Genomic DNA, 15,135 nt, shown 5'->3' on the forward strand with positions numbered 1-15,135 from the left:
ATCACGACGGCCATGTCGGCGGGGACTTCGGGCCGCCGAAGGCATTGGTGTAGTGGTCGGTGGTGATGGAGTCGGTATAGCCGGAGCGTGTGGCGTAAGCCTGCACGCGGAGCCACCACCGGCCCTGCGTGCTGAATGCCTCGCCGGAGTAGCCGGCGGGCAGCGTATACCAGCCCGTGGTCAGCACGCCGGGACTGGTCACGGTCACGTTGCCACCAGCTGTCTTGAACTGCCACTGCCAGCCGGGTTTGACGTAGCCGTGGACGCGGTAGTGGATGGTCGCCGCGGTGTCGGTGCAACGCAGCGCGTAAGAGATGACGTTGCCGGGGTAGCTGACCCCATGCGCCACCGCAGGCACAGTGGTCGCGCCGGAGGTGTAGTAACCCTCGACCTCGGGCGTGCTGCGACCGGTGAAGCGGCCGGTGGCGCGGGAGACGGGTTTGCGCTCAAAGCCGCGCGCGCGCAGCCGGCAGGAGCGGTCGAGGGTGAGGGGAAGCCGCGGCGCATCCTCGTCGATGCCCCAAAGCGACTCGACCGGCCAGTCCGGCGACTCGACGGTGACATCGGAGCCATCGAGCGTGTAGTGCACCTCCTGCCAACCCGCCGCGGCGACACGCACTTGCAGCGTGCCGGAGAAACTGCCCATCGGCGGATCGAGCACGAGGAGCCCGAATTCGCCCGCCGGAATCTCGTAGGAGGTGAGGCCGAAGGTGAACGGCCGCGGCGCGCAGTCCTCCAGCGGACGCAGCCGCGCGGGCTCGGCGGGCTGGAGTTTGAAGTAGACCGGATCGAGCGTCGCGGCGAGTTCGGCGAAGTCCGCGTGCTCGACCACGGCGAGCTGGTCGCGGCGGATAAACCAGACCTCGTCGCCGGCCACGAACTCGCGCATCGCGGTGCCCTGCCGCCCGCGCAGCACGGTGACATCGAGCACGCCGGGCGCCGAGGCGACAAACTCCACGCACGAGCACACCTCGAGCCACGGGATGCCGGCGTCATCCTCGCCTGTGCCGAAGTCATCCACGATGACGACCGGCGGCGGCGGGTTGATCGTGAACGGCATGATGCCACCGCCCGCGGGCGCGGACTGGGGCTCGGCCTCCACGCCGGGTTTGATGATGATCGCGAGCAGCGCGTCGTCGCTAGCGGCGACCGCGCCGGGGTTTTCGGAGATGATCTCGTCGCCGAAGGTGTCGAGGATTTCGACGCTGACGGTGGTGTCGCCATCCTCGTCGGCGAGCGCGGCGTGGAGCCGGCCGCGCAGCGCGAAGGAGCGCGTGCCGCCGATGCGCGGGAAAAGATCGTCGGAGTTTTTGTCGAAAAAAATGCGGTAGCCGGTGACCATGCCGCCGGGCCGCGAGGCGAGGATGCCGACGCAGTTTGCCTTGCCCTCGGCGAGCGACGGAGGGACCGAGAAAAAGCGCGCGTAAACGATGTCGGGCACAGGCGTGGGCGGCGCCGGCGGGCCGAGCGGATCATCGGGCGGTAGCACGGTCACCGGCGCGAGCGTGCGCTCGGCCTCGAGCTTGAGCTGCATCTCGTCGCCGGCCTCGCGGCGCGTGATCTCCAGCACGCGGCAGACTTGCAGGCGCTGCAGGCCGCCGGGCTCGGGGTCGATGTCGACGCGCACGTGGTCGCCGACTTGCAGGCCATCGTAGCGCGCGGCGCGCACGGAGAGCGTGCGCTCGGCACCGGGCGTGCCGCGCCGTTGCGCGTGGGCCTGCAGGTGGGAGACCGCCTGCGCGTGCCGCGTGATGAGGTTGCGGCGCAGGGTTTCGGGCCGCTTGGTGCCGGCGGCATAACGGGCGCGCGGGTCATCGTATTTCACGCTGCGCTCCTTGAAGTTTTTCGTGCGGTCGTTGTAGGTGCAGCGCCAGCGGGTGACGACATCGTCCCAAGTCTCGATCTTGGACTTGGGGCGGCCGTTGAGCGCGGCCTCGTCAATCACCGGCAGGCTCTCCACATCGATTTCCTCCGGGGGAGTCCAGATGCCGATTTCGAGCTTGCCGGTGAGGCGATTGGGCCGCGGGTAGCCATCCACCATCGCGAGCAGGTCCGTGATCGCGGCCTTGGCCGCGGCCTGCTTGGTGAGCACGAGCGACACGCTGGTGAGCGCGTTGCGCGCCTGGGCGATTTCGGCCGCGGCCTGGAACGAGGGGAGGTCGATCATGTCCGCCGTCCAGCCGAGGCCGGCGTCGGAGGTGAGCAGCTCGGCGATGATCGCAATCACGTTGGCCTGGCCATCGGTGAGCTGCGCGGCCTCGCCGGCGACGATCGCCTGGCGCGGAGCGCGGCGGATGTAGAAGCGCACGGTGGGCGCGGTGGTGCGCTCCTGGCCAAATAAAAAATCCTTGAGGATGGCGTAGCAGATGCCGGTGTAGGCGGGATGCCGGTGGCCGAGGGTGTTGTTTTCGGCGAAGAGCACCGGGTCGGTCTCGAGCTGGGTGTCGAGGCCCCAGCGGAAAATGATGGTGCCGTAGTCGGGCACGTCGACGGCGACGGGGTTGGGCGAGCTGGAGCGGGAAAGCGAGCCCTCCCACTTGAGCTCGTCGTCGACCTCGATGCCGTAGATTTCATCGGACGGGCCGAGGCAGAGCGCGCCGACGATGGTGCCGTAGTAGTTGTAGCTGCTGGAGCCGCCGCCGCCTTTGCCGCTGCCCATTATTTCTTCCCCCGCTGATCGGCGGGGGCCTCCCTTGCGAATTGGTTATAGATGGGGGATATCCAGTGCATGGATACAACGACCTCGCCGGCGACATAGGGCACCGGCACGGCCTCCTGGTTGGTGGTCTGCGTGTCCTCGTCGATGCCCGCGAGGTCGAGCGTGGGGGGGCCGGGATTGCGTGAACCGGAACTCATGGTGAAAAATTAATCACGGAAGATGCGCTGCCACGGCAGCGGCCGGCGGGTGGTGACGATGTTGTGCGCGTAGGTCGGGTCATCGAACTGACTGAACGCGGTGCCGCTGTGGCGCAGCGCGTGGACGATGCGCGACCCGTGGCCGGGCTCCGCGCCGGGCAGCACGATCGCGACGTGCTTGGCGGTCGCTCCCTGGCGATAGACGATCAGGTCGCCGGAAAGGACGGGCTCTTGCGAGAGCGGGATGGCGAAGCGGCCGGCAAGCTGACCATCGATGTAGGCGAGCATGGTGTCGGCCGGATTGTGCATGAGCCGGCGGGCGCTGCCGCTCGGGATGTCGAAGGGCTCGAGCGCGCCGGTCTCTATATAAAGATGCGACACCAGCATGTGGCAGCAGACGCCGCCGCGCGGGCCGCGCACGGCGCTGTTCTCGCGGAAGGGCGTGCCGCGCCATGACTCGGCGGCAGCGACGAGCACGGCGATTTTCTGCGTGGTGTCGTAGTAGGAGGGCGTCATTTTTTTCCTTGTGATGTGTCTTTTTTGATCGGCTTGAGCGCGGGGTTGCCCACGGGCACGAAGGGGAAGCCGCCGTAGCGCTGGAAATTTTGGAAGACCTGGCACCGGCTCGGCGAGCCGTCACAGGCGGGATAAAACTTGACCGTGCCGGCGGGCGGGAGGTCGAAGGGCTGCGAGAGCGTGAGCGTGAGCGAACCGCCCGCGAGCGCGGTCGAGGAAAGAATCGAGCGTGACTGGAAGCCGTCGCCGTCGCCGAACTCCACGCGGCCGCGCGCAAACCAGCCCGCGGCGAGCTCCATCGCGGCGCCGCCGGCGCGCACGACACCGGTGAGCGCGAGCGCGGCGCCGTCGTAGGCGGCGACCGCGCCGGTGAAGGTCCAGGTGGAGAGCAGCACGCCGCACACCAGCGAGCCGAATTCAAGGTTACAATCGGCCTGCACGATCATATCAGGCACGTTGTTTTGCAGGTCGGCGAGCAGGTGCGCGACTTCGCAGGTGATTTTCGGACCGTCAAAATTGGGCTTTCCCACGCGGCCGGCGAAGCGGAGCTGCGCGGTTTCGGCCAGCCCATTTTCGTCGGGGGAACAGCGGAGGATTTCGAGCTTCAGCGGCCCCTCGAGGCGGGGCGGATCGAGCAGCATGAGGGGGTTTCCCTCCCAAGCGGAGGCGGTGAGCTTGACCTTGGTCTGCTCGGGCTCGAGCGACTCGGTGATGTCGCCGTGCTCGATCTTTTGCGCGAGGTAGAGCTCGCCGGCCGCGACGAGGTTGCGCTCGTAGCCGGTGCAGCGATACACGACTTGCTGCGTGCCGAGCCCGTAGGTGAAGCGGAAGAGTTGCGCGCGGCGCGGGAGCGCGCCCATGGTCACGCCGGGCGTCTCGCCGACGGGCGGCGCGGCCTCGTGCGGCAGCTCCAGAAAGTCGATCCGCGTGTGCGTGATGCGGCCGTTGGCGAAGGTGAGGTCGAGCGTCTTTTTCGCGAAACGGGCGACAATCGGACCATCGTGCGGATGATTGACGGCAAACAGCTCGACCGGGCCGCGGCGGCGATGGAAGAAGGCGACGAGACGCGCGAGCTCGGCGTGGGAAAAGGTGTTGAACTGGGCCTGCAGCACGCGGGCGTGCGGCTGCGGGTAGTAGGTGGTCGCTGGCGTGCGGCCCTCGCCGATCTGCTCGCGCTCGATTTCGTAGGAGACGCCGCCGGCGCGCACCTCGTCGGCCCAGTTGGGCGCGAAAGGGAACACCGGGCGGCCGGCGCCGTCGATTTCCTCGGCGGTGTCGTCAGCGGAGCGCGGAGCGAAGATGGCCGGGGCCGTATCCTCAAACTCGATCGACGCGCCGAGGAGGTTGCGGTTGAGCGCGACCGGGTCGGGCAGCTTTTTGAGCACACCGAGCAGGAGCGGGACACGCAGGGCGCGCTCGCTGAACGATGCGAGCTGCTCGGGCAACGGGTCCTCGTGCACCTCCCAAAGCGAGAGATCGCGCTCCATCGTGAGCCAGAGGCTGGTCTGCACGGGCGAGGGCGCGGCGAGGTTGACGCCGGCGATATAGATCGCGCCGTCGGGCGCGGTGAGGATGTTGCCGGCGGCATCGGTGTAGATGATGCGGCCGTCGACGAGCCGGTGCGCGAGCGGCCACAGCGGCATGAGCACGCGGGTGGACCCGAGCTGGCGCAGCGCGGCGCGGAAGGCCGCGCTCTCGTCGGCGCGCAGGAAGAGGGAGCACTTGAAGGAGGTGGCGCGCAGGGTGTGCGCCGCGGTTTCGCGCGACTCGATGCCGCCCAGGCTGCGCGTGATCGAGGCATTGGCCTCAAGCGTGAGCGCGGGTTTCTCCGCCGCCCAGTTTGCGAGGTAGGGCAGGAGAAAAACGTCTTCTCCTCGGAGGTTGGTCGGGATCATGGATGAATGGCGAATGGGGGGATCAGTGGCCGTAGAGTTCTATTTCGCCGAGGTCGGCGTTGGTGCTCGCTCCCCAGATCTGGGTGACGGTGATGCGGATGTATTGGCACGCCGTCGGCGTGATTGACTTATCGAGCGTGACCTGCTGCGCGGCGGTGGCGTTGGCGATGTCTCCATCCGCGCTGGTATAAACATCCGTCCAGTCCGACGCATCGCTGCTGACTTGCACGATGATGTTTCTCGCGAGCTGGTTGAACCCGCTGTTCCTCGAATAAAGCACGATGCGAGTGAATGTTTTCGTGGAGCCGAGATTCACCTGTATCCACTGGTTGCCCACGCCGCTCGAATTATACAGATTGCCGCCGCCGCCGCCCGCCCAGCCGCTGGCGTTGAAGGCTTGGTCGAAGCAACGAAAGGCTTGATTGACAGGGTTGGCGTCCCAAACCGAGGAAACCGTGATCACAAAAGGCGACGGGGCCGTGTTGCTCGTCATGGCCGGGGTGAGCAGCACTTCCTCCTCGTCCGCTGCCTCGAAGATCAGCTGCGTGCCGAGGTAGCGTTTGGCGATGCCCTGCGGGCCGAGCGTGATGCCGCTGTCGGTGTTGATGCGTTGCGTGCCGAGGAAAACGTCGGCGGCGCAGGCGAGGGCGGCGAGAAGGGAGGCAATTAATAAAATGCGTTTCATCGAGGGGGAAAATCAGTTGGTGGTGGTGAGAGTCAGTGGCCGTAGAGTCGGATTTCACCCAGGGACGCCGATCCGTTTTGGGTATGGTTCCCGGTGAAAACAAATTTGAGTTCCTGCGCTTGCAGTCCGGTGATGGCCGTGTCGAGAGTGGTGTCCCCGGCCGCGACGGGGGCGGCGGGATTATAGGTGCCAAAATAAGCCCACTCGTCGGTCGATGAGTTTCTATAATAAAGCTCGAACTCAGTTACATAATAGTTGGGCCAGTTGTATTCCACCCGCTGGTCGATTGCCAATCTCGTGACGGTGCGCACGGCGTCGAGACGAATCGACAACCAATGAGTGCCGGCGCTCAACACAGAGGACCAGCCATTGACGGCTTGCTGGTCGAACGCCCGCCAAGCAGCCCAATCGGACGCGTTAAATTGGCTGCTCGCTGCGACCACGAAGGGGGCCGGCGTGGTGTTGCTCGTCATGGCCGGGGTGAGCAGCACTTCCTCCTCAGCCGACGCTTCGAAGATCAACTGCGTGCCGAGGTAGCGTTTCGCGATGCCCTGCGGGCCGAGCGTGATGCCGCTGTCGGTGTTGATGCGCTGCGTGCCGAGGAAAACGTCGGCGGCGCAGGCGAGCGCGGAGAGGAGAGCGGCGATTATAAAAAGGCGCTTCATCGTGAATGTCAGTTGCCCGAGGTTCCCGTTGTCCAAAGCTGACCCTCGGCAGGCGGCCACACGTTGGCATTCACGAGGCTTCGCCAGACTGTGCCGCTGTATAAAACGAGAGCGCCGAGCGCGTAGGCGTCATGGCCTCCGGTTGGCTGCACCCACGCGGCGGGCGCGCCGTCCGGGCCGGGCGTTTGCTCCAGTTTCCAGAGCGCGGACACGCGCGGCGGCTCCCAGCCCGATTGCGTGATGTGCGATTGCATAACCGCGTAGGTCTGGCCGCCGTGCGTGCGCTTCGCGCCGACGGCAACGGTTTCGCCGGGCTGCCACTCGACGGTTTCGGTGCTCGCCAGTCGCGCGATCTGCTGCTCGGCCCTGGCTTTGCTTGCGGCCTGCGCGATCTCCACGGCTGGGATTTCCGTCACAATCGCGGCAATCTGCGTATCGCTCATGTTTGCCGCGATATAGACGGCGTTTGTATAGGCATCGGCACCGGCAATCTTCAACAGCTTCCCGGATTCGGGACGAACGACGCGCCCGTAGGCGGAGTCGTTTTTGATGGTGAACGCGCCGGCGGTGCAAAACGCAGCCAGCGCGAGGAGGGTGATGATTATTTTTTTCATGAGATTATTGCTCGAAAATGTTGTATTCCGTGTTCGAATCCTTGACGGGGATGGCGTCGTATTCCGCCTGCGTGCCATACCATTTCTTGATGATCGCGCCGCTGTTCTGGTCGGGCACGATATCGTAGAGCAGGTAGTTGACGTTGGTTTCCACCACATCAACCGCGTTCCACACCGCGTTGCCCGAAACCGGGTTGGAGCTGCCTTGGTCGACACTCTCGTCAATGGTTAACATGTTTTGCTTCGTATCGAGCTGGGATTTGTTTACGGCATCGAGCGCGCTCGCGCCCGCTTTCACGCCGCGCAGTAGCATGCCGCCGCCAAAAGACCCCGTGCCGGAGGTGTTGTAGAGCGTCACCGCACCATAGGCCGATGTGCCGTAGAAAGTGAACGCGCCAGCCTGAAAGCCGATGCCGCCGGCCCCGCTCCCTGTTATAAAAAGCTCGTCATTGGGCGTCTCATTCGACCGCTCGTAAATCGCGCTGTTGATTCCGGTGGCGGGAAGAGAGGAAGGCCCGCCGCCGCCCGTCGCCACCACCCATGCGCTGTTCTTCCGGACATACTCGCTGCCGTTGGCAGGAGCGTCGGTGAGGATGCGAGTCCAATTGCCCCATACACCGACACTTTTAATACGAGTGTAAGGGCTCGCCAGTCGCGCGATCTGCTGCTCGGCCTGGCTTTGCGGCCTGCGCGATCTCCACGGCTGGGATTTCCGTCACAATCGCGGCAATCTGCGTATCGCTCATGTTTGCCGCGATATAGACGGCGTTTGTATAGGCATCGGCACCGGCAATCTTCAACAGCTTCCCGGATTCGGGACGAACGACGCGCCCGTAGGCGGAGTCGTTTTTGATGGTGAACGCGCCGGCGGTGCAAAACGCAGCCAGCGCGAGGAGGGTGATGATTATTTTTTTCATGAGATTATTGCTCGAAAATGTTGTATTCCGTGTTCGAATCCTTGACGGGGATGGCGTCGTATTCCGCCTGCGTGCCATACCATTTCTTGATGATCGCGCCGCTGTTCTGGTCGGGCACGATATCGTAGAGCAGGTAGTTGACGTTGGTTTCCACCACATCAACCGCGTTCCACACCGCGTTGCCCGAAACCGGGTTGGAGCTGCCTTGGTCGACACTCTCGTCAATGGTTAACATGTTTTGCTTCGTATCGAGCTGGGATTTGTTTACGGCATCGAGCGCGCTCGCGCCCGCTTTCACGCCGCGCAGTAGCATGCCGCCGCCAAAAGACCCCGTGCCGGAGGTGTTGTAGAGCGTCACCGCACCATAGGCCGATGTGCCGTAGAAAGTGAACGCGCCAGCCTGAAAGCCGATGCCGCCGGCCCCGCTCCCTGTTATAAAAAGCTCGTCATTGGGCGTCTCATTCGACCGCTCGTAAATCGCGCTGTTGATTCCGGTGGCGGGAAGAGAGGAAGGCCCGCCGCCGCCCGTCGCCACCACCCATGCGCTGTTCTTCCGGACATACTCGCTGCCGTTGGCAGGAGCGTCGGTGAGGATGCGAGTCCAATTGCCCCATACACCGACACTTTTAATACGAGTGTAAAGGGCTCCAGTCCCAGCGTGCGCGGCATATTGTGTTACATAGTCAGGCTGAATGCCGACGACCCACCCGTAAAACCAACCAACATCAGGAGCATGAGCAGCTGTGTCACCGCCATACGCAATCCCGGCTTCAAGGGCATCGTTCCAATCTGCAAGACCGATACCACCGTATTGCACAGCAGGCGCAAGCCTCGGCGGCAGCGCATACTGCGGATGAGGATTCGCCGCGGCAGTGTGCGAGGTGAGAGCCTGCCCGAGCTCGTCGAGGGTGACGGCGTAGCCGGCGAGATCGGCGGAGAGGTTGGAGACGGCCTGCATGGACGCTTTGCCGGCGAGCTGCGCGGAGAGGTCGGACACATCGGTGTTGAGGTCGGCGAGCTGTGATTGGATCGTGGATACAGCCGAGCCGAGCAGCGAGAGATCGGCGGCCTGGGCGAAGGTCGCGATCGCGGTGGTGCCCGGCACGCGATCGGCACCAAAGGAGAGCAGGCTGTTGGGCTGCGGAGTGACGGAGCGATCGACCCACTCGGTGCCGGCGGCGTTGCGCTGTTGGAGCTCGAAGGAGTTTGCAGGGGGAGCGGCCGTGCTCGTGCAGGCCGCGAGCAACATCGCTGCAAGGGTGGCGATGAGGGATTGAATTTTGTTTTTCATAACCGCGAAGGATGCGAAGAGGGTTAGATGAGTTTGTGCCACTGGCCGTCGTCGCCGCGCCGCCAGAACTCGATGCGATCGCGCGCGGGATTGTAGATGCGCTTGTAGGTGCGGGCGGGCGGCTGCGGGTCGAGCGCGGCGAGGAGGTCGGCGATCGGCGCGCCGGCCGCCGCGGCATCGGAGAGCGCATGGTCGATGTCGCAGATGGCCTCGAGCGGGACGAGCTGGTCGACGCCACCCTGCACCACGACGACATGGGCGTCGCGCGCGGGCGTGAGGAGCACGGGGATTTCGGAGAGCTTTTTGTAGGTGTCGGGCATCAGAGTTCGGAGAGGATGTTTTTTATCAGCTGTTCATGCGGAAAAACTCGCGGGTGATGTCGCGGACGGTGTCGCGGAAATCGCCCGAGGTGAGGATGTCGTTGCGGGCGGCGGCCCAGTCCATGAAGAAGCGCTGCGTGATGTTCGGCGCGGGCGGCTGGCCGAGCGCGGAGGCCAGCGCGGCGACACCACCGCCGGAGGAGACCGACGGCGCGCTGGTCGCGGTGAGCTGCGCCGCCGGCAGCGAGGCAAAGGGAGTCTCGGCCAGGGAAGAGGTGATGATCGCCGGATCGTAGGTGCCGGCGTTGATTTGCGAGAGCATGCTGTCGCCGTATTTCGCGCGCGATGCGCCGCGGATCACGAACTCGTCGCCGTCGCTGCCGTCGTTGAGGACCGCGAGGGTGTTGCGGCCGCGCACGCGGCCGCCGCCGGCAAAGGCGCTGGCCGCGGCGAGGACCAGCGCAAGCGCGAGCGCGCCGAAGATCAGCGCGACACCGAACGAACTGATGCCGCTGGCGACGGCGCCGGGCATGGCGCTGGCGGCGACGGCGGCATTGGCCGCGACGGTTTTGCCCGTCTGCTGCGTGCGGATGGCATCCTGCGTCGCCGAGATGCCGACCATGCCGGTCTTGATGAGGGCGGTGTTCATCACCCATTGAATCCCCATTTGGACAAGCGTATCCAACAACTGCCGAAAGACGGTATCGCCCAGGGCAAGGAGCGCATCGCCAAACTGCCCGGTGCCGGCCGCCCAGTTGTAGATCTCGTCGGTGATGCCCCGCGCGGTGTCGAGGAGTGTGCCGCTGGTAAAGTCGGCGAATTGATTACCGACCGTGCCGAGCTGCGAGGAGTAGTTGAGCAGGCCGGCCTCGACGCCCTCGCCCGCGGTGAGTCCCGAGCCGTCGAAGGTTTTGGTGTAATTATCCCGAGCCTTATCGATGTCACGCTTTTCAGTCGGCACGCCTCCTCCAAGGCGTTGAATCTCGCGCACGAGGGCGTCGATTCTGGCCTCGAGTGCGGCGCGCTCGGAGTCGCTGAGCTCGCCCGATTCGAGCATCTCCGCACGCCGGTCGATCATCTCGGAAAGAAGCCTGCCCTCCTCGGCGATGAGTTTGTTGAGCTCCTCCTGGCGCTGAATGCGCGTGAGATCGGGATTGGAGGCGACGATCTCCTTGTTGTGGCGGATTTGGGCGAGTGCGGACTGCTCCTCGATGTCGGCAACCTTCGCAGTTTCGTCGGCGAGTTGTTTTGTGGTGGTGACGCGTCTATCGCCGGCTTGGGCCTTGGCCCGCTCATCGGCGGTTTCTTTTTCGATCTCGGCGACCTTGAGGTCGACATCCTTGAACTGCTGGAGGCGCTGACTGGCGGCGTCGAGGCCGGAGGCGGTTTTTTGCGCGCCGGCCTCGGCGGCGGCGAGGTTACTCCCGAGCGTGGCCATGGCGCGGGCGCGGTTTTCCTCAATGGTCTTGAGCTCGCTTTCCTGGGCGATCTGGCGGTTGAGCGAGTCGATTTGTTTTTGGAGTTCGACGCCTTTTTGGAAGTCGCCGGGCGCGGAGGGATTTTCTTCGTCCTCGGGCGCGGCGACGCCCATGCCGCGAAGCATGGCCGGGCTGGATGCCGCCTGAGCCTGAAGGTCCCTGATTGCGGCCTTGAGCGTGTCGACTTTGGCGGTGTCGATCCAGGCGTCCTTGGGTTTTTCCCTGGCCGCGGCGAGGGCGGTTTGCGCGACCTCCAATTCACGATCGGCGAGGGTCTTGGCCTCCTCGGCAAGTCGTTTTTGGTCGGCAAGGAGCTTTGCCTTGTCCGCCAGAGTGAGGGCCTCGAGGTCGGCGATGAGCTGCTGCTCCTTGATGATTTTCTGCTCGGGCGACAGGGAACTGTCGTTGCGGATTTTCACCTGAGCGAGCGCGAGTTCGGCGCGGCGGATTCTCTGCGTGGCCTCGAACTGTCGCTCGAGGGCGGCGCCGGCCTCGTCGTAGAATCGCATCGCCTCGGTGAGCGCGGTGGCGAATGCGCTGGCGCTGGCCTTGGCGAGATCGTCGGCGCTTTCCCTGGCGCGGTCGAGCGACCAGGCAAATTCGTCGGCGGCGCGGGCGGCCTCCGCGGCCAGACCAGCCTGCCAGATGGAATACAGTTTCATGCCGACGGCGGTGACGGCGGCGAGGGCCAGGCCGAGCGGCCCCATCATGGAAACGAAGACGCCGCGCACGGCGTTGACGGCACCGACGACATTGCCTGAGAGCACGCCGGCCAGGAGCATGTTGGCGCGCTGGAGGTTCTCGGTTTTGAGCGTGGCCTGACCCAGCCCGGTCCCCATGCCCATCGCCGACTTCGTGCCGGCGTCGGCCAGTTGCTTGAGGTTTGCAAGCTCCGTGTTGGTCTTCTGCAAGGCGGCCAGATCGCCTTTCACCCTGGCGAGCTCCGCATTCAGGTTCACCACTGCTTTCGCGCTCTCGGTCGCCTCGACCTTGGTCTTCTGCAGCTCCTCACGCGCGCGATTGGCCCCGGCGAGCTCGTCGCGGATTTTGATGAGGATTTCGAGCGTGGTGTTGTCGTCGGCCATTGTATAATCAGCTAAAGCGCGCTTGGATTATTTTATCCATCACGGTGTCGAAGCGGGCGGCGGCTTCATCGTCACCGACATCGGGGGAGCGTCGAAGGCTGTCGCGGTATTCGCTGGCGGCGGCGGCGGCACCTTTGAGACCAAAGGCGCAGGCGGCGGCGTGGTAGGCGGAGTCGAGATGCCGGAGGGCGCGGAGGCGCCCGGCGGCGGCGTGCTGGTCGAGGGCGAGGGTGAGCTGGTCGAGGCTCCAGTCGCGCCAGATCTCGGCGTAGGTGCGGCCGAGGAGGGCGACGCCGGCAGCGACGAGAGCACCGAGCCCACCAGATGCTTCACCATTTTCTCCATCGCCTCCTGCATCATCGACGCCTGGAAGGCGTAGAGCCGCTTGAGCATGCCTTCCAAACTGCCGATCGTATTTTTCCTGCGCTCGATCTGACCAAGCGCGATAGGAAAATTTAGCTCGTCGGCGACGGCAAGCAGCGCGATCTGCCCCGCGATTGTATATATGTCGGCCGCGTGCTTTCCCTTGTATTTATTATCCCAGTGCGCGGATTTCCCGAGGCAGAGCTCGATGCGCTCCTGCTCTTTGCCAGCGAGCATGAGCTCGACGTAGGTCTCGGCAAAGCGCAGAGGGAGCTGGCGCACGAAAACACGCTCGGCGGGGGCGTTGTTGCGAAGGGCGAGGACGCGGCGGCCGCCGCACGCGGTATCGAGGTCGCGCTCGGCCTTGGATTTTTTGGGTGGTCTGTCAGGCATCGGGGGAAAATTACGAATTACGAATGAGGGGAGGCGCTGCCGCGCCGTTTTCGCCGCGGCAGCGCCGGTGATCTTCTTGTTACTTGCCACTTCGCCGCCGTCAGGCGGGGACGACCTGGACCACGCAGGGCGTGGTGACGAGGGTGCCGCTCGCGCTGGCGACTTCGCAGACGTAGCCGCCGGCGTCGGTCTCGGCGGCCTCGGCCACGGTGTAGGCCGCGGCGGTGGCGCCCGCGATGGCCACGCCGTTTTTCTTCCATTGGTAACCGGTGGGCGCGGACCCGCTGGTGGTCACGGTGAGGGTGAGCGGGGCGCCTTCGTTCACGCTGAGCGAGGCCGGCGGTTGCGTGGCAATGGTGGTGCCGGCAGTGACATCGGCATTGAATTCCCAATGAAGATCGCTGGCGCCGGTGTTGGTGAATTTGAGGGTGGCGAAACTGTAGGTCTTGTCGCCGAACTTGACCTGCCCGTCGCGCTGCGCCGAGCAGGGGAATGGGGCGACGTAGGCTTTCACCTTGCCGGAATTATCCTTGGGATCGCGAAGCCAGATCTCGGAGGTTCCGTCGGAGAGGCCGTTGAGCGAGCCGCCGAGAGCCTCGATGACTTTGAAAATATTGTAGCACTTCAAGGCGACCGATTCATTGGAGTCGACCTGGTCGCGCCGGATCGGACGCAGTTTGCCGTCGACACCGGGAAACGGGAGTGCGGAAATTTCCGCCGTGCCGTCGTAATCAACGAGGTCGACGAGAAAGATGTAGGGCGTGGCCGGAGTGGCGGCGGGCGTGTATTTGAGCACGCTGCGCGTGATGTAGGTCGTATTTGCCGCTTCGAGTGCCGCGGCGGGGATGGGAGGGACTGACATGGTAGTGTATTTGGTTTTTGGTTACGGGTGGATTAGAAGCGCAGCGGCGTGCTGACGCGAAGGTGGTGGGTGACGAGGCCGGCAGGGGCGTCCTCGACGAAGTCGTGGCCGAGGATGCGCCACGGGCACGTCGCGGTGGCGACGAGGTGCTGGTGATTCTCGGCCTCGATGGCGGCGATGGCCTCGGCGAGGGCGTCGAGCGCGGTGTAGGCGGACTCCATGAGGGGATTGTGGATGATCGCGGCCGTGAGCTCCTCGGTGAGCACGGCGGGCGCGGGCTCGTCGTCGCCCAAGCGCTGGCCGCGCGCGGTGGTGATGACCACGCACAGGCCGAGCTTGGCGAGCTCGATATCGAGCTTGCTCTCAATGTTGGCCAGCTCCTCGGTGAGGATGGGCACGCCGGCGAAATACTCATGCGCGGCGATCACGTCGCGGAGCTGGTTTTGGAGCTGGATGAAGGGATTCATGGGAATTAATAATTAAGAATTAAAAATTATGAATTGAGGTCAGCGGCGGAGAAAATTGCGGGAGAGGAAGCCGCGGGCTTCCTGCACGAGTCGGATGAGGACGAACTCGCGCGGGGGAAGCGCGGCCGGATCGCGGCGCACGCGCACGCGGGGCGTGAGCCGCCAGTAGGCGACGAGGCGTTTGCCTTCGCGGCGCACGAGGTAGCCGCCGCCTTTGCCGAAGCGGGAGCGGAAAAAGAAGATGTCGGGAATGGGGTTGTCGCGCGGGTTTTTGCCGGCGACCTCGGGGCGCAGCGGGATGGAGACATTCTTTTTGCCGGCGCGCGGTCCCCAGGTGCCGCCGTAGACGTGCGCGTTGATGGCGCGATCGGCGACCACGACGACGGCCTGCGTGTCGGTGGTCTGCGAGGTGTCGAGCTCGGTGGCGCCGGCGATGCGGCGTTTCCAGAAGTGCGAGCGTGGCCAGCCGCGCGCGTTGGGCGCGCCCTGGTCCTTGGCGCGGAACCAGGCGCGATACTCGTTGCGCCCGGCGCGGCCGAGCGCGAGCATGAGCGGGCGGCGGCGGCCGGGCTGCAGCGCGGCGTGGATGCGCTGGAGCTCGGGGCTCGCGGTGTCGCGGATGACCTGGACGGGGTCGCTCATGGGTTGACTTTCAAGCCTCCACGGGGTTGATTGTGCCCGCGCATCGAGGAGCGTCGCGGACGTAAAGCACCGGGGCTCGCGCAGGC

The 15,135-nt window shown here is 65.0% G+C and carries 16 protein-coding genes; all 16 read right to left on the reverse strand.

Annotated elements, in window-relative coordinates; translation table 11 throughout:
• Position 1 precedes the first annotated feature (1 nt).
• Entirely contained in the window at positions 2-2,659 is a 2,658-nt protein-coding gene (locus OH491_RS13440; protein WP_068770804.1) for a hypothetical protein, read from the reverse strand.
• A complete protein-coding gene (locus OH491_RS13445; RefSeq protein ID WP_068770803.1) occupies positions 2,659-2,856 on the reverse strand; it encodes a hypothetical protein in 198 nt (65 codons plus the stop codon). Before OH491_RS13445 ends, OH491_RS13440 begins: the two co-directional genes overlap by 1 nt.
• A 9-nt stretch (positions 2,857-2,865) precedes the next feature.
• Positions 2,866-3,372, reverse strand: a complete 507-nt coding sequence (locus tag OH491_RS13450) for a hypothetical protein (RefSeq protein WP_068770802.1) — start codon at positions 3,370-3,372, stop codon at positions 2,866-2,868.
• The gene (locus OH491_RS13455) at positions 3,369-5,267 is read right to left on the reverse strand and encodes a phage BR0599 family protein (RefSeq protein ID WP_068770801.1); all 1,899 of its coding nucleotides are present in this window, start codon (positions 5,265-5,267) and stop codon (positions 3,369-3,371) included. Before OH491_RS13455 ends, OH491_RS13450 begins: the two co-directional genes overlap by 4 nt.
• 22 nt (positions 5,268-5,289) lie before the next feature.
• Positions 5,290-5,952, reverse strand: a complete 663-nt coding sequence (locus OH491_RS13460) for a discoidin domain-containing protein (protein ID WP_068770800.1) — start codon at positions 5,950-5,952, stop codon at positions 5,290-5,292.
• Positions 5,953-5,984: 32 nt separating this feature from the next.
• A complete protein-coding gene (locus OH491_RS13465; protein ID WP_068770799.1) occupies positions 5,985-6,617 on the reverse strand; it encodes a discoidin domain-containing protein in 633 nt (210 codons plus the stop codon).
• 8 nt (positions 6,618-6,625) lie between these two features.
• Positions 6,626-7,231 carry a carbohydrate-binding protein gene (locus OH491_RS13470; protein WP_068770798.1) on the reverse strand — a complete coding sequence of 202 codons (606 nt, stop codon included), beginning with the start codon at positions 7,229-7,231 and terminating at the stop codon, positions 6,626-6,628.
• A gap of 4 nt (positions 7,232-7,235) precedes the next feature.
• Complete coding sequence (locus OH491_RS13475; RefSeq protein WP_342751060.1) at positions 7,236-7,769, reverse strand: phage upper tail fiber protein; 534 nt, start codon at positions 7,767-7,769, stop codon at positions 7,236-7,238.
• Positions 7,770-7,857: 88 nt separating this feature from the next.
• Entirely contained in the window at positions 7,858-8,148 is a 291-nt protein-coding gene (locus tag OH491_RS13480; RefSeq protein ID WP_342751061.1) for a hypothetical protein, read from the reverse strand.
• 4 nt (positions 8,149-8,152) lie between these two features.
• On the reverse strand, positions 8,153-9,439 hold the full coding sequence (locus OH491_RS13485; protein WP_068770797.1) for a pyocin knob domain-containing protein: 1,287 nt from the start codon (positions 9,437-9,439) through the stop codon (positions 8,153-8,155).
• Between the two features lie 23 nt (positions 9,440-9,462).
• Complete coding sequence (locus OH491_RS13490) at positions 9,463-9,759, reverse strand: hypothetical protein (protein ID WP_068770796.1); 297 nt, start codon at positions 9,757-9,759, stop codon at positions 9,463-9,465.
• Positions 9,760-9,784: 25 nt separating this feature from the next.
• The gene (locus OH491_RS13495; RefSeq protein WP_068770795.1) at positions 9,785-12,322 is read right to left on the reverse strand and encodes a hypothetical protein; all 2,538 of its coding nucleotides are present in this window, start codon (positions 12,320-12,322) and stop codon (positions 9,785-9,787) included.
• A gap of 39 nt (positions 12,323-12,361) precedes the next feature.
• The gene (locus tag OH491_RS13500; RefSeq protein WP_145928847.1) at positions 12,362-13,078 is read right to left on the reverse strand and encodes a hypothetical protein; all 717 of its coding nucleotides are present in this window, start codon (positions 13,076-13,078) and stop codon (positions 12,362-12,364) included.
• A 100-nt stretch (positions 13,079-13,178) separates the two neighbouring features.
• A complete protein-coding gene (locus OH491_RS13505) occupies positions 13,179-13,940 on the reverse strand; it encodes an immunoglobulin domain-containing protein (RefSeq protein ID WP_068770792.1) in 762 nt (253 codons plus the stop codon).
• 32 nt (positions 13,941-13,972) lie between these two features.
• Positions 13,973-14,407 (reverse strand): hypothetical protein, encoded by a 435-nt coding sequence (locus OH491_RS13510; protein ID WP_068770791.1) that lies wholly within the window; start codon positions 14,405-14,407, stop codon positions 13,973-13,975.
• A 39-nt stretch (positions 14,408-14,446) separates the two neighbouring features.
• Positions 14,447-15,049, reverse strand: a complete 603-nt coding sequence (locus OH491_RS13515) for a hypothetical protein (protein ID WP_068770790.1) — start codon at positions 15,047-15,049, stop codon at positions 14,447-14,449.
• Positions 15,050-15,135 lie beyond the last annotated feature (86 nt).

It is taken from the genome of Termitidicoccus mucosus (assembly GCF_038725785.1).
Lineage (GTDB): Bacteria > Verrucomicrobiota > Verrucomicrobiia > Opitutales > Opitutaceae > Termitidicoccus > Termitidicoccus mucosus.

Coding starts and splice junctions, on each gene's coding strand:
- OH491_RS13505 (WP_068770792.1), bottom strand. CDS start 13,940: ATGTCAGTCCCTCCCATCCCCGCCGCGGCACTCGAAGCGGCAAATACG.
- OH491_RS13460 (WP_068770800.1), bottom strand. CDS start 5,952: ATGAAACGCATTTTATTAATTGCCTCCCTTCTCGCCGCCCTCGCCTGC.
- OH491_RS13470 (WP_068770798.1), bottom strand. CDS start 7,231: ATGAAAAAAATAATCATCACCCTCCTCGCGCTGGCTGCGTTTTGCACC.
- OH491_RS13485 (WP_068770797.1), bottom strand. CDS start 9,439: ATGAAAAACAAAATTCAATCCCTCATCGCCACCCTTGCAGCGATGTTG.
- OH491_RS13465 (WP_068770799.1), bottom strand. CDS start 6,617: ATGAAGCGCCTTTTTATAATCGCCGCTCTCCTCTCCGCGCTCGCCTGC.
- OH491_RS13450 (WP_068770802.1), bottom strand. CDS start 3,372: ATGACGCCCTCCTACTACGACACCACGCAGAAAATCGCCGTGCTCGTC.
- OH491_RS13490 (WP_068770796.1), bottom strand. CDS start 9,759: ATGCCCGACACCTACAAAAAGCTCTCCGAAATCCCCGTGCTCCTCACG.
- OH491_RS13445 (WP_068770803.1), bottom strand. CDS start 2,856: ATGAGTTCCGGTTCACGCAATCCCGGCCCCCCCACGCTCGACCTCGCG.
- OH491_RS13500 (WP_145928847.1), bottom strand. CDS start 13,078: ATGCCTGACAGACCACCCAAAAAATCCAAGGCCGAGCGCGACCTCGAT.
- OH491_RS13480 (WP_342751061.1), bottom strand. CDS start 8,148: ATGAAAAAAATAATCATCACCCTCCTCGCGCTGGCTGCGTTTTGCACC.
- OH491_RS13455 (WP_068770801.1), bottom strand. CDS start 5,267: ATGATCCCGACCAACCTCCGAGGAGAAGACGTTTTTCTCCTGCCCTAC.
- OH491_RS13510 (WP_068770791.1), bottom strand. CDS start 14,407: ATGAATCCCTTCATCCAGCTCCAAAACCAGCTCCGCGACGTGATCGCC.
- OH491_RS13440 (WP_068770804.1), bottom strand. CDS start 2,659: ATGGGCAGCGGCAAAGGCGGCGGCGGCTCCAGCAGCTACAACTACTAC.
- OH491_RS13515 (WP_068770790.1), bottom strand. CDS start 15,049: ATGAGCGACCCCGTCCAGGTCATCCGCGACACCGCGAGCCCCGAGCTC.
- OH491_RS13495 (WP_068770795.1), bottom strand. CDS start 12,322: ATGGCCGACGACAACACCACGCTCGAAATCCTCATCAAAATCCGCGAC.